This window comes from Embleya sp. NPDC050493 (assembly GCF_044458105.1).
Classification (GTDB): Bacteria; Actinomycetota; Actinomycetes; order Streptomycetales; family Streptomycetaceae; genus Embleya.
In genome coordinates this window covers 106,236-120,127 of sequence record NZ_JBITHP010000009.1, presented here as the reverse complement: position 1 = coordinate 120,127, position 13,892 = coordinate 106,236, and the positions used below count along the sequence as shown (strand labels likewise).

The 13,892-nt window shown below is 69.6% G+C and carries 10 protein-coding genes; 3 read left to right on the top strand and 7 right to left on the bottom strand.

Going from position 1 to position 13,892, the window contains the following annotated elements; genetic code table 11:
- Positions 1-45: 45 nt before the first annotated feature.
- Together ACIBM5_RS19580 and ACIBM5_RS19575 are read right to left on the bottom strand one after the other, a co-directional pair.
- Complete coding sequence (locus ACIBM5_RS19580; RefSeq protein WP_396008021.1) at positions 46-2,466, bottom strand: DUF6049 family protein; 2,421 nt, start codon at positions 2,464-2,466, stop codon at positions 46-48.
- Positions 2,463-2,924 carry an NUDIX hydrolase gene (locus ACIBM5_RS19575; protein WP_391587250.1) on the bottom strand — a complete coding sequence of 154 codons (462 nt, stop codon included), beginning with the start codon at positions 2,922-2,924 and terminating at the stop codon, positions 2,463-2,465. Before ACIBM5_RS19575 ends, ACIBM5_RS19580 begins: the two co-directional genes overlap by 4 nt.
- Positions 2,925-3,053: 129 nt before the next feature.
- Between ACIBM5_RS19575 and ACIBM5_RS19570 the strand changes: the two genes are divergently transcribed.
- Positions 3,054-4,541 (top strand): CCA tRNA nucleotidyltransferase, encoded by a 1,488-nt coding sequence (locus ACIBM5_RS19570; RefSeq protein WP_391587249.1) that lies wholly within the window; start codon positions 3,054-3,056, stop codon positions 4,539-4,541.
- Positions 4,542-4,601: 60 nt separating this feature from the next.
- On the opposite strand, the gene ACIBM5_RS19565 is transcribed toward ACIBM5_RS19570, so the two are convergent.
- The 5 genes from ACIBM5_RS19565 to ACIBM5_RS19545 all read right to left on the bottom strand — a co-directional run bounded on the left by ACIBM5_RS19565 (position 4,602) and on the right by ACIBM5_RS19545 (position 9,304).
- The gene (locus ACIBM5_RS19565; RefSeq protein WP_396008019.1) at positions 4,602-5,264 is read right to left on the bottom strand and encodes a hypothetical protein; all 663 of its coding nucleotides are present in this window, start codon (positions 5,262-5,264) and stop codon (positions 4,602-4,604) included.
- A 145-nt stretch (positions 5,265-5,409) separates the two neighbouring features.
- Entirely contained in the window at positions 5,410-5,811 is a 402-nt protein-coding gene (locus ACIBM5_RS19560; RefSeq protein WP_396008018.1) for a hypothetical protein, read from the bottom strand.
- A gap of 242 nt (positions 5,812-6,053) precedes the next feature.
- Complete coding sequence (locus ACIBM5_RS19555) at positions 6,054-7,373, bottom strand: MFS transporter (RefSeq protein WP_396008016.1); 1,320 nt, start codon at positions 7,371-7,373, stop codon at positions 6,054-6,056.
- Between the two features lie 143 nt (positions 7,374-7,516).
- A complete protein-coding gene (locus tag ACIBM5_RS19550; protein WP_020557165.1) occupies positions 7,517-8,596 on the bottom strand; it encodes an inositol-3-phosphate synthase in 1,080 nt (359 codons plus the stop codon).
- A gap of 48 nt (positions 8,597-8,644) precedes the next feature.
- Positions 8,645-9,304, bottom strand: a complete 660-nt coding sequence (locus tag ACIBM5_RS19545) for a PadR family transcriptional regulator (protein WP_391587245.1) — start codon at positions 9,302-9,304, stop codon at positions 8,645-8,647.
- Between the two features lie 531 nt (positions 9,305-9,835).
- Between ACIBM5_RS19545 and ACIBM5_RS19540 the strand changes: the two genes are divergently transcribed.
- Together ACIBM5_RS19540 and ACIBM5_RS19535 are read left to right on the top strand one after the other, a co-directional pair.
- The gene (locus tag ACIBM5_RS19540) at positions 9,836-12,205 is read left to right on the top strand and encodes a transglycosylase domain-containing protein (RefSeq protein ID WP_396008015.1); all 2,370 of its coding nucleotides are present in this window, start codon (positions 9,836-9,838) and stop codon (positions 12,203-12,205) included.
- A 143-nt stretch (positions 12,206-12,348) separates the two neighbouring features.
- Positions 12,349-13,788, top strand: a complete 1,440-nt coding sequence (locus tag ACIBM5_RS19535; RefSeq protein ID WP_396008160.1) for a glycosyltransferase family 87 protein — start codon at positions 12,349-12,351, stop codon at positions 13,786-13,788.
- Positions 13,789-13,892 lie beyond the last annotated feature (104 nt).

Below are 13,892 nucleotides of genomic sequence, written 5' to 3'. Positions count from 1 at the left end.
GGCCCTCGTCTTCTCGGTCAGGTTGAGTGTCCGGTGCCCACTTTCTCATTCGGGGCGGTCGGTCGTGGATCTCGACGGTGTGTGTCCGTGCGGGTCGGCCGGATCCGGCGGTCCGTTTCCGCCGGCGTACGGCCCCGCGAAGTGGGCCGGCGGCCACCCGGATGCCGGTCGGATCGCATCCGAGCCGGGCTCCTCCGGGAAGCCGGCATGCGACGGCGTGTCGTCGCCGTCCTCACCATCCTCGTCGTTCGTGTCCCCGGCAAGGGCCGCTTCCCGACGTTTGCGCAGGAAGGCCCGCAGCGAGAACACCGCGAGCAGGAAGGCGAGGCCGCCGATGATCCAGCGGGTCAGCGCGTCGATCGTGGTGGTGTTGACGAAGAACGACTCGGGCGGCCGAACCGCCCGTCCGTCCGGGGTGAGCAATTGGACGTCGACCATGACCTTGCCGTTCGCGGCCGACTTCGCCGAGATCGGCACCTCCCGCCGGCGCCCGTCGGGCACCGTCACGGTGATCGGGTCGCCGAGTTTGAGCCGGTTGGGCTGATGCGAGCCCACGGCGATCCGCACGGTGACCGGCTGCTGGAGGTTGTTCACCACGGTGACCGGGATGTTGCCCTCGTCGCCGGACAGCGTCACGCCGGTTCTGCGGATGATGTAGACCAGCGATTGCAGTTCGCGCAGGCCACGGGTGACGCCGAGCCGATAGCGGTCCATGCCCTGCGGGTCGCCGCGCCACTCGGTGGACAGCAGGCGCAGCAGCGCGGGGTTGAACGGGCCGGTCACCCGCTCGGGGCGGGTCAGTATCGAGGCGAAGGTCTGCATCGAGCGGACCAGGTTGTCGGTCTCGCTGAGGTACTGCAACGACGGCTCGCTCGCCCGGACCGCCTTGGGATAGCCGGCGAGCTTGCGGGCGGGCAGCGGGGCGGGCTCGGCGGCGAGCTCGGCCAGGGTGCTGCTGCGGGTCCAGTCGGCCGAGGCGTTGAGCACGTCCTTGAGCACGTTGGCCAGCGCGGCGTCCATGGTGCGCGGCGGGGCGATCAACAAGCTGCGCGAGGCCGAGGGCTCCTGGAGCACGATCGTCAGCAGCTCGGCCAACAACTGCTGGGTGGTCAGCACGCCCTGCCCCGGTGCCTTGGCATCGGTGGCCAGGATCTTGTCGATGTCCGGGTCGGTGACCAGCGCGGTGCCCTTGTCGGCCCCCGGCAGGGCGGAGGTGGCCGATGGGGTGACCCGGGGTTCCTTGGTCGGCGCCAGGGACGCGCCGGAGGCGATCACGGTGCTTGCCCCGCTGCCGCTCGCGAGCTGGACGATCGAGGAGTCCAGCGCACCGCCGGCGGGCCAGGCGACGTCGGTGCGCACCGGGCGGGCCAGGGTGCGCTGCATGACGGTGGCGGATTCGGCCAGGGCCTCGCTCAGCTGCGGGCGCAGGTCGGCCCGGCCGGCCTCCAGGGCGTGTGCGACCGCGGCGAGATCGGTGTCGGCGTACGGCAGCGCGATCACGGGCTGGGTGCCGAGGCCGGCCTTGAGCCGGTCCAGCCATCCGGCCGCGACCTGGCCGCCACCGCCGGCGAGGGTGTTCGTGGTCTGGTTCGGCGTCGCCTTGGCGGTGTCCTCCTCGCTCGGCGGCTTGCCGTCCCGGGACTTCTTCGGCTTGTCCGGGTCCAGGCTGCCGGGCGGCGCGACCCGATAGCCGCCGGTCATCTCGGCGGCGGAGTCCACCAGTTCGGGATCGATCGCCCAGTCCACCTTCATCCCGGTGCCGATGTTCACCAGGTCGTACAGCCGCCCGCCCGGAGCGAACTGAGCGGCCAGGCCGTCGTCGCGGAACACCGGCGTCTGGGCCTCGTCGCCGAGCGTGGTGCCGTCCCGATGCGGGCGATCGACGAGCGGCCAGACCGTGGCGACCCGCAGGTTCTGGACGTTCTTGAGGCCGTTCTTGGGAATCCACGGCAGGAACGTGCGGGCCGCGCCGATCGTCTTGCCCCCGGTCCTGGCCTCGATCCCCAGCGGGTACGCGCCGGCCGCGTTCAGACCCAGCGGGTCGGCGGGGAAGGTGAAGGTCCACGGCTGGGCCGCGCCCGGTCCGGGGGCAAGGTTGTGCACCACGACCGGCTTGGGGGTGCGCAGCAGGGTTCCGGTCGACTGGGCGTCCTCGGGCGAGCCGATGCCGCTTCGAAAGAGCGGCTCGGAGGTGCGCAGGCGCACCGCGACCTCCATCGAGTCGATCGCCCTGCTGCCGGTGTTCAGCACCCGGCCCTCGATGGTGACGCTTCCGCCGGCCTTGGCCACCGGGGTCATCTTGGTGATCAGGACCTGGATCCCGTCGCCGTCGGCGGCGCGCGCGGCCGTCGGCGGGAGCACCCCGAGCAGGCCGGCGGCGAGCACCAGGGCCAGTATCAGCACCGCGAGCATCCGGCCGCGAAGCACGATGACCCCGGTTCCGGGCCGGGATCGGCGATCGCTCACGCGCTGTCCGCCAACAGCTCCGGGGCGAGCGTGACCAATCGCCGCTCGTCGGGGTAGGCGAGGCGCGCCGTGAGCGCGCCGAGCGGAACCCAAGCCACCGCTTCGACCTCGATGTCGTCGTCCGACAGATCCCCGCCCGCCGCCTCCATGAGGTAGTGGTGGACGGTCTTGTGCACCCGCCGATCCGGCGCGGTGAACCAATAGTCGATCACCCCGAGCGGGGCCAGCACCCGACCCACGATGCCGGTCTCCTCCTCGACCTCGCGCAGCGCGGCGTCGACCACACTCTCGCCGCTCTCGATGTGCCCCTTGGGCAGCGACCACAACAACCGGCCGCGGCGATCCCGGCGCGCGATCAACGCCGCACGCAGGGTGAGTCGATCGACCACCAGACCACCTGCCGAGGTCTCCTCGACCACCTGCAGCCGACGGCGCGGCGGCGTGGTCTCGGAAGGCATCCGCCAAGCTTAGTGCGACATGCGCCACGCCATCACGCCATGATCACCCCATCGCACGGCCCGTTCGCGGATGCGGCCCCGACGTAATGCGCGCGAGACCCGCGGCCTCGACCCGTAACCTTGTCTCCCGTGCCGAACGCCAAGAACACACCCCACCCGGACGACCCGCCGGCCATCGGCGAACTGAGCGCCGTACAGCGCCGCGCCGTCACCGAACTGTTGCGCGTCGCCCCCGTCGCCGACGACCTCGCCCGCCGCTTCGAGGCGGCCGGGCACACGCTCGCGCTGGTCGGCGGCTCGGTGCGGGACGCCCTGCTCGGTCGGCTCGGCAACGACCTCGACTTCACCACCGACGCCCGCCCCGAACAGGTGCTGGCGATCGTGCGCCCGTGGGCGGACGCGGTGTGGGACGTGGGCATCGCGTTCGGCACGGTGGGATGCCGCAAGAAGCTCGCGGGCTCGCCGGACTACCAGATCGAGATCACCACCTACCGCTCCGAGGCGTACGACCGCACCTCGCGCAAGCCCGAGGTCTCCTACGGCGACTCGATCGACGACGACCTGGTCCGTCGCGACTTCACGGTCAACGCGATGGCGGTCGCGCTGCCCGGGATCACCTTCGTCGACCCGCACGGCGGGCTGGAGGACCTGGCCGCGCGGGTGCTGCGCACACCGGGCAGGCCCGAGGACTCCTTCGGCGACGACCCGCTGCGGATGATGCGCGCCGCGCGCTTCGCCGCGCAGCTCGACTTCGAGGTCGCGCCGGAGGTGGTCGCGGCGATGACGGACATGGCCGAGCGGATCGAGATCGTCTCCGCCGAGCGGGTCCGGGACGAGCTCAACAAGCTGATCTGCTCCGACCACCCGCGCAAGGGCCTGGAGCTGCTGGTCTCCACCGGGCTGGCCGCGCGGGTGTTGCCCGAGCTGCCGACGCTGCGCCTGGAGGTGGACGAGCACCACCGGCACAAGGACGTGTACGAGCACACGCTCACCGTGCTCGAACAGGCCATGGCGCTGGAGTCGCCGGGCGAGCCGGACCTGATCCTGCGGTTGGCCGCGCTGCTGCACGACATCGGGAAGCCGCGCACGCGGCGCTTCGAGCCGGACGGGCGGGTCTCGTTCCACCACCACGAGATGGTCGGTGCGCACATGACGCGCAAGCGGCTGAAGGCGCTGAAGTACCCGAAGGACGTCACGGACGACATCACGCGCCTGGTCGAGCTGCACCTGCGCTTCCACGGCTACGGCACGGGTGAGTGGACCGACTCGGCGGTGCGCCGATACGTGCGGGACGCGGGGCCGCTGCTGGATCGGCTGCACAAGCTGACCCGGTCGGACTGCACGACGCGCAACAAGCGCAAGGCGGCCACGCTCGCGCGCGCCTACGACTCGCTGGAGGAGCGGATCGCGCAGCTCGCCGAGCAGGAGGAGCTGGACTCGATCCGGCCGGACCTGGACGGCAACGAGATCATGAAGCTGCTGGAGGTGCCGCCCGGCCCGCTGGTGGGCAGGGCCTACCGGCACATGCTGGAGATGCGGCTCGAACACGGCCCGATGGACCACGAAGCGGCGGTCGCCGCGCTGCGGGAGTGGTGGGCGGCGAACGCCGAGGCGTGAACGCGCGAAGCCCGCCGGGGGGACGACCGGCGGGCTTCGGAATGAGCGGGGTGCGGGACGCTACTCGAACTTGGCGCCCTTTGCTTCGAGTGCCTTCTTGGTCTCCTCGAAGTCTTCGTCGGTACGGCCCATCGTGCTGATCGGGTCGAACGCCTTGACGTCCGCGAGCGTGGTCTTCGAGGTGAAGGCCAGGCAGACCACGCCGTCCTTGGAACCGGACCAGTAGAAGGTCGCGAAGACACCAAGGTTGTCCGGGAGACCTTCACACTTGCTCTTGTCGGAGCTGCCGTCGACCTTCTTGACGATCTTCCATTTGGCGTCCGGCGAGTCGCACTTGGCGATCTTCGGCATCTTCTTCTTGCCGATGCCACCCTCGATGCGTGCGAGGCAGTCGCCGGCCTTCGCGCTCGACGCGTCGTCCTTCTTGAGCGCGCCCTTGACCACGACACCGACGATCGCCAGCACCACGAGAACGACGATCGGGATGAGGATCTTCTTGACCTTGCTGCTGCGCGGCGGAGGCGGCGGCGGGCCGCCGTAGAAGCCCGGCTGACCACCCTGCGGGAAGCCCCCGGGCGGCGGGAAGCCGCCCTGCGGCTGCTGCGGCTGACCGGGCTGCTGACCCCAACCCTGCTGGGGCTGCTGGGGCTGGCCCGGCTGCTGGTTCCAGCCCTGGTTCGGCTGCTGGGGGCCGTTCGGGCCGGGCGGGAAGGGATTGGACATGGGGACGATCTCCGTTGCAGGGGACTGGTGAGACAGTCCGGAACACTAGGGGTCCCGCCGGACACCCGCTGCGGGGATTCCCCTTGTGCCGGTCGAATGTGAGCGGAATAACGGGCATAGAGGCGTTATTCGGCTGTGCCGCGGCTCATTTCCGCGCGGCGAGACACAGGACGAAGCTCTCCACGGTGGGGTCCGAGGCCAACGCGATGGGATCGCCCGGCACCGAATCGCAGACCCCCGAGAACGTGGTCCCCTGGACCCGCTCGACCACGATGAATCGCGCCGCCGGGTCCTCGCACTTCACCGGGTCCTGGTCGATGGTCGCCCTGTCCCGCAGACAGTCCCCCTCGTGGATCCGCGGCCCACCGTCCTCCTTGTGCACGTACCACCAGCCCCCGGCGGCCGTGCCGCCGACCAGCAGCACGGCCAGCACCGCGATCCATGCCCCGCGCCCGCGTCCGGTCCGCCCGCTCGGCGGCGCGGCCGCCGCCCGGCGTGCCGCGCGTCCGTCGCCCGGCGCCCGGCGAACCACGGGCGGGTGCGACATCGACGCTTCCTGCGGCGGGAGCGCGTGCCCGTGCGGCGGGGTGTTCTCGGTCCATGCCGGTATGTACGGCAGAGGATCGTTTTCACCCGAACCGACGTTATTGGACATGGAGTATCTCCAGAGGTGCCGAAAATCGCTGGATGTGCAGATTAGAACTTCGCTCTCGCCATTGCACTACCCGCAGGTAATTTCCTGGACATGTAGCCGAGGAAAATAAGCCCCGAGAGGTATCAAAAGGGATATCAGGGCCGGCGACTGTCCACCGGAAGGGCCGTGGTGATCACCGGAGGGTGCCGGCGCGCTGCCAGTGTGTACAGGACACCGGTCGACGCGTACACCGCGGCCACCCCGAACAGCACCGCCGGCGAGCGGCCGTCGTCGGGCAGCCCGAGCGCGGCGACCGCGGCAGCGCCCACGAAGGCGACGTTGAACAGCACGTCGTACACGGAGAACACCCGGCCCCGGTACGCGTCGTCGACGGTGGTCTGCACGATCGTGTCCACGCCGATCTTGGCGCCCTGCGAGGTCAGCCCGAGCAGGAACGCGCCCACCACCAGCGGCGCGAACGCGAACGGCAGGCCCAGCGCGGTCTGACACACCGCCCCCGCGAGCGCACACGTGCCGATCCAGGCCGCGACGCCGATCCGGGTGGTGATCGCGGGCGTGGCCACGGCCGCGACGAAGAAGCCGAGCGCGGAGACGCTGACCGTGATCCCGAAGGTGGCCAGTCCGCCGTCGGGGTCGCTCGGATCGTTGAACGTGTTGCGGCAGAGCAAGACGGTCATCACGGTGAGCACGCCGTAGCAGAACCGCATCGCGGTGATCGCCGCCAACGCGTGCGCGGGCGCCCGACGCCGCCACACGTGCGTCGCGCCCTCGCGCAGCCCGCGCGCCACCGAACGCAGCGCCTGGCCCACCCCGGGCAACACCCGGTCCGGGTCGGGGCCGAGCAGATCGGTCGGCATCGTGGCCGCGACCGCCGCCGAGCCCAGGTACAGCAGCCCGGACACCACGATCACCAGCGCGGTCGCCCCGGAGCCCTCGGCCAGGAACGCGTGCACGAGCACCGCCGCCCCGCCGCCGATCGCCGCCGCGACGGTCCCGGCCGTGGGAGACACCGAGTTCGCGGTCACCAGCTGCTCGGCCGGCACCACCCGCGGCAGCGACGCGGACAGCCCGGCGAGCACGAACCGGTTCACCGAGAGCACGGCGAGCGCCGCCGCGTAGAAGACCGGGTCGGGCACCCCGAGCAGCACCAGGCCCGCGGTCGCCGCGACCAGTACCGCCCGCAGCAGGTTGCACAGCACCAGCACCTGCCGGCGCCGCCACCGGTCGAGCAGCACCCCGGTGAACGGTCCGACCAGCGAATAGGGAAGCAGCAGTACCGCGAATGCGGTCGCGATGTCCGCCGCCGAGGTCTGCTTCTCCGGCGAGAAGAACGCCTGGCCCGCGATGGCGACCTGGAAGGCCCCGTCGGACAGCTGTGAGGTCAGCCGGGTGGCGAAGAGCCGACGGAAGTCGCGCAGCTTCAGCAGCGAGCGCAGATCACGGATGAGGGCCACGGCGCCCACCGTAGCCGGCGGCCGGTCCGCGACCGGAAACGGCACCCGGCTCCGGCGGGTACGCCGAAGGCCCGGCTCCTGGACGGGAGCCGGGCCTTCGATTGCCCGGGTGCACCACGAGGGTGCGCGACGAGCGGAGCGGGTCAGCGCTCGATGTCGCCCTTGATGAAGGACTCGACGGCGTTGCGGGCCTCGTCGTCGAAGTACTGCACCGGCGGGGACTTCATGAAGTACGAGGACGCCGACAGGATCGGGCCACCGATGCCGCGGTCCTTGGCGATCTTCGCGGCGCGCACGGCGTCGATGATGACACCGGCCGAGTTCGGCGAGTCCCAGACCTCGAGCTTGTACTCCAGGTTCAGCGGGACGTCACCGAAGGCGCGACCCTCGAGGCGCACGTACGCCCACTTGCGGTCGTCGAGCCACGCGACGTAGTCCGACGGGCCGATGTGCACGTTGTCCGCGCCGAGGTCACGATCGACCTGCGAGGTGACGGACTGCGTCTTGGAGATCTTCTTCGACTCCAGGCGCTCGCGCTCCAACATGTTCTTGAAGTCCATGTTGCCGCCGACGTTGAGCTGCATGGTGCGCTCCAGCAGGACACCGCGGTCCTCGAAGAGCTTCGCCATCACGCGGTGCGTGATCGTGGCGCCCACCTGCGACTTGATGTCGTCGCCGACGATCGGCACGCCCGCCTCGGTGAACTTGTCCGCCCACTCCTTGGTCCCGGCGATGAAGACCGGGAGAGCGTTGACGAACGCGACCTTGGCGTCGATGGCGCACTGGGCGTAGAACTTGGCCGCGTCCTCGGAGCCCACCGGGAGGTAGCAGACGAGGACGTCGACGGCCTGGTCCTTGAGGACCTTGACCACGTCGACGGGGGCCTCGGGCGACTCCTCGATGGTCTCGCGGTAGTACTTGCCGAGACCGTCCAGGGTGTGGCCACGCTGCACGGTGACACCCGACGGCGGCACGTCGCAGATCTTGATCGTGTTGTTCTCGCTGGCACCGATGGCGTCCGTGAGGTCGAAGCCGACCTTCTTGGCGTCCACATCGAAAGCGGCCACGAACTCGACGTCACGCACGTGATACTCGCCGAACTGCACGTGCATCAGGCCGGGGACGCGGCTGTTCGGGTCGGCGTCCTTGTAGTACTCGACGCCCTGCACCAGCGAAGCGGCGCAGTTGCCCACGCCGACGATGGCTACGCGAACCGAACCCATTCCGGTTGCTCCCTGTGATCTCGACGAAGCCGCCATGAACCGGCGACCTCAGTTGTTGGATGCGGACGGGTCCGAGGCCACGTCCTGGGTGGGGGTCCGAAGTCGGTCGGCGTCCTTCGACGCGTCGACCGGTGCCTCGGGTCCGGCGGCGTCCGGAGTGGCTCCGGCGTGCCGCTCGGCGGTGATGAGCTCGTTCAGCCAGCGCACCTCGCGCTCGACCGACTCCAAGCCGTGTCGCTGCAACTCGAGGGTGTATCCGTCGAGCTTCTCCCGCGTCCGGGTCAGCGACCCGCGCACCCGGTCGAGGCGTTCCTCGAGCCGGCTGCGCCGACCCTCGAGGATACGCATGCGCACCTCGTGGTCGGTTCGACCGAAGAAGGCGAAGTGCACGCCGAAGTTCTCGTCCTCCCAGGCCGAGGGCCCGGACTCGGACAGCAGTTCTTGGAAGTGCTCCTTGCCCTGTGCCGTCAGCTGGTAGACGATCCGGGACCGCTTGCTGCCGGCGAGTGCCGTCACCTCCGGAACCTCCTCCGCGAGCCAGCCCCGTTCCAGCAGGGACTTCAGGCACGGGTAGAGGGTGCCGTAGGCGATGGCACGGAACGAGCCGAGCACGGTGTTGAGCCGCTTGCGCAGTTCGTAACCGTGCATGGGGGAGTCGTGCAGCAGGCCGAGGATCGCGAATTCGAGGACGCCACCGCGCCTGCTCATCGCCTTCCTCCATCCACTGCGGACCGGACCGGACGTGGATCCTGCGCAACCGTGGGATACGGTCGCAGCCGACCTTCGTCCGGCCGGGGCTCCTGTGCCCCCGGCTCGATGTACCGGCCCGATGTATCGAACCGATACATCGAGACGATAGGTCTCCTTGCCGTGTGGTGGCAAGGCGGCCGCCGGTGACTCGGGTCACAGGCAGGTCACAGTGAGGTCGCGAAAGCGGTTCCGCGTAGTCTGTTCCGCCGTGTGGTACCTCAAGCCCCGCTTCCTGCGGAACCGCCCCCCGCGCGTGTGCGTCCTGGGGAGCGGAGAGCCACGACCCGTGCGTCCGACCTCCGCGTCGTACGGCCGAGGAGTAGCGAACGCATGAGTGAACATCGCCGTAGATCACAGCAACCGCGCCCCGAGGGGCGCGGTGACTCGTATTCCGGGGGCGCAGGTGGTGCCGGGGGCGGGACGCCACCCGGTGGCTCGTCGCTGCCCGCCGAGCCCGGGGGAGGCGACGAGGAGCGCCCGCTCTCGCGCGTGGAGGCCCGACAGGCCGCCCGTTCGGGTGGTCGGCGCGCCGCCAACGGCTCCGCGTCCGGGGGCCGATCGCGAGCGGAGGCAGGCCCGCCCCGGAAGAAGCGGTTCATCGACTACCCGAGGTACGGCAAGACCGGCGTACGCCGCTGGTTGCCGTCCTTCAAGCAGATCCTGGCGATGATCCTGTTCTTCCTCGCGTCGATCATGGGCCTGGCGGCCCTGGCGTACGCGATGGTCAAGGTGCCGGACCCGAACGCGAACACGACCTACCAGTCGAACATCTACTACTACGCCGACGGGAAGACCGAGATCGGTCGGACCGGGCAGGTCAACCGGCAGAACGTGACGGTCGACCAGATCCCCAAGCACGTACAGCGGGCCGTGATCGCGGCCGAGAACCGGTCGTTCTACAGCGACTCGGGCGTCTCGCCGAAGGGCTTGCTGCGGGCCGGCGTCACCATGGTCAAGGGTGGCGACACGCAGGGTGGTTCGACCATCACCCAGCAGTACGTCAAGAACACCTACCTGACCCAGGAACGCACCTTCAAGCGCAAGTTCAGCGAGATCTTCATCGCGCTCAAGGTCGACCGGCAGATGCGCAAGGACGACATCCTCGTCGGTTACCTCAACACCGCCTTCTACGGCCGCAATGCGTACGGCATCCAGGCTGCCGCCCAGGCCTACTACGGCAAGAACGTCGGCGAGCTGAACGTGGCCGAGGGCGCGTATCTGGCGACCCTGCTCAACGCGCCGGGCATCTACGACGTGATCGAGTTCCCCCGACAACTCGAGAACGTCAAGGGGCGCTGGAACTACGCGCTGGACGGCATGGTCAAGGAGGGCTGGCTGCCCAAGTCGGAGCGGGAGGCCCTCCAGTTCCCGATGCCGATCAAGCCCAAGCCGGCCGCGAACAAGGCCGGTCAGGCCGGATACCTGATGAAGGTGACCGACCAGTACCTCAAGGCCAACAAGGTGATTCCCGAGGCGGAACTCGCGCGCGGCGGCTTCAAGATAGTCACCACGTTCGACAAGGCCAAGCAGGACGCCGCAGTGGCGGCGGTGCAGACCCAGTTGACGGACACCCTCAAGCCCGAGAAGAACAGCGCGGACAAGTACGTGCGCACGGGCCTGGCCTCGGTGGTCCCCGGCGACGGCGCGGTGGTCGCGTTGTACGGCGGCAAGGACTTCGTCCAGCAGGAGTTCAACGACGCGATACGACAAGACATCCAGGCCGGTTCGACGTTCAAGCTGTTCGTCCTCGCGGCGGCGTTGCGCGAAGGCGGAAAGGACGGACCGATCGGGCCGGAGAGCATCTACAACGGCGACAGCAAGATCCCGATCAAGCTGCCGAACGGTTCGAACTACAAGAACAGCAAGACCAATTCCGACTATCTGGCGCCGAACGAGGGCGACCAGGACTACGGTCCGGTCACCATCACCAGAGCCATGGAGAAATCGGTCAACACCGTCTTCCTCCAACTCGCCGCCAACGTCGGGGCGGACAAGGTCAAGAAGGCCGCGATCGACGCGGGTCTGCCGGAGAACCTCGACGACTTCGCTCCCGAGCCGGTGATCGCCCTCGGTGTGACCCCGCCCAGCGCACTGGACATGGCCGAGGCGTACGCCACCTTCGCGGCCCGGGGTCTGCACGCCGATCCGTACTACATCAAGGAAGTCACCTACAACGGCTCGAAGCGGGACCTGCCCAAGCACGAGCCCAAGCAGCTCTTCGACAAGAACGTCGCGGACACCGTCAACCAGGTGATGATGCGGGTCGTCGACAACCCGCCGAACAACGACGGCACCGGTCGGGAAGCGAAGAAGTTGAACCGCCCGGTGGCCGGCAAGACCGGTACCACCGACGAGAACAAGTCGGCGTGGTTCGTGGGCTACACCCCGCAGCTGGCGACCTCGGTCGCGCTGTTCCGGGAGGATCCCAACACGCACGACCGGTTGTCGCTGGAAGGTCTGGGCGGCGGTGGATCCGTGCACGGTGGTGCGATGCCGACGCTGGTGTGGACCGAGTACATGAAGAAGGCGATGGACGGCATGCCGTCCACGGACTTCGCCAAGCCGGGTGAAAAGTACGACAAGAAGGACAACGCAACGCTCCCGCCGACGACCGCGCCGCCGACGACGCGCGCACCGTCTTCGCCGCCGCCCACCAGCGCGCCGCCGACCTCGCCGGCAGCGCCGACCACCTCCGCACCCGGAGGCCCGCAGGGCGGCGGTACGGGCGACCCCGGGGGTGGCGGGCACACCACCAAGCCGCCGAACACCACCAAGCCGCCGAGCACGGATCCGCCCGGGGGGCCGCAGGGCACCACCCGCGGGGGTTCGAGCGGCTTCATCATCGGCGGGCGGGGCTGACCGCTTCGGTGCCGCACCGGCGTCGGTGCCGTGAACGGCGGCGGGCGCGGCACTAGCCTTACGCGTGCCCCATCGCTTCGGCGGTGGGGCACGCGTTGTCGTATCCGGCCGGCGAGGGCAGCTTCCTCGGGGAGCGCGAGAGGATGGGCGCCATGACGCCGACATCGACCGAACCCGTCCTGCCCACGCGGGACGACCCCGTGGTCCGGGCGGGCAGCGAACTCGTCGGCGGACCGGCCGGCCGCCGGATCCGGTTCGTGCCGAACCGGTGGTGGACCCCCGTCCGGGTGCTCGTGCTGCTCGCGGTGGTCTGCTTCGCGCTGGGGATCATGCAGAAGAAGCCGTGCTACGACGGCGGCTGGTTCTCCGGCACCACGCAGTACTCGCACGCCTGCTACAGCGACATGCCGCACCTGTACGTCAATCGTGGTCTCGCGGACGGGAAGATCCCGTACTTCCAGGAGACCGGCGACAAGGACATGAGGTTCCTGGAGTACCCGGTCATCACCGGCGGGGTGATGGCCTTCGCCGGGACCCTGGCGCGGGCGGCCGGGGACATCACCGGGGGCGATCTCCGGGACGAGCAGCTGTGGTTCGTGATGATCAACGCGTTGATCATGATGGCCTGCGCCGTGGTGACCGTGGTCGCGGTCAAGGGCACCTCCGGACGACGCCCCTGGGACGCCGCGATGGTGGCGTGTGCGCCCGCGTTGGCGCTGAACGGGCTGATCAACTGGGACCTGGTCGCGGTCGCGCTGACGGCTGTGGCGATGTGGTCGTGGGCGCGGCGCAACGTGGTGGTCGCCGGCGTGCTGATCGGCCTGGCGACCGCGGCCAAGCTGTATCCGGTGCTGCTGCTGGCCCCGCTGTTCCTGCTGTGTCTGCGCTCGGGCCGGATGTCGGCCTTCGCCAGGACCGCGGCGGCGGCGACCGTGTCCTGGCTGGTGGTGAACCTGCCGGTGATGGTGGACTTCGACGGCGGCTTGCACATCCGCGAGGGCTGGAAACTCTTCTACACGTTCAGCCAGGACCGCCCCGCCGACTACGGCTCGCTGTGGTTGATCATCCAGCAGCGCGACGGTCGACCACTGGAGCACCTGAACACCTACGTGACGCTCAGCCTGGTGCTGTGCTGTCTGGCGATCGCCGCGCTGGCGATGTACGCACCGCGCCGACCGCGGTTCGCCCAACTGGTGTTCCTGATCGTGGCCGCCTTCATCCTGACCAACAAGGTCTATTCGCCGCAGTACGTGCTGTGGCTGATCCCGCTGGCGGTGCTCGCCCGGCCGCGCTGGCGGGACTTCCTGATCTGGCAGGCGTGCGAGGTGACGTACTTCATCGGCGTGTGGATGTACATCGCCTCGTTCTCCGGCAAGGGCCTGTCGCAGAACGCCTACCACGTGGTGATCCTGCTGCACCTGCTCGGCACCGCGTACTTGTGCATGGTGGTGGTGCGCGACATCCTGCGCCCGGACCGGGATCCGGTGCGCGCGGACGGCGGCGACGACCCCTCGGGCGGGGTGCTCGACCGGGCGCCGGACGCCTTCGTGCCGACCTCGGTGCTGGCCCGCACGCAGGGCTGAACACGTCGAAGCGGGCCCCGGGCCGGCCCGCGGCACCCCCCCCGCCCGGGGCGCTGGGGTCGATGTGGGCGAACACAAACCCGCTAGGGGGGCTCGCGCCGTTG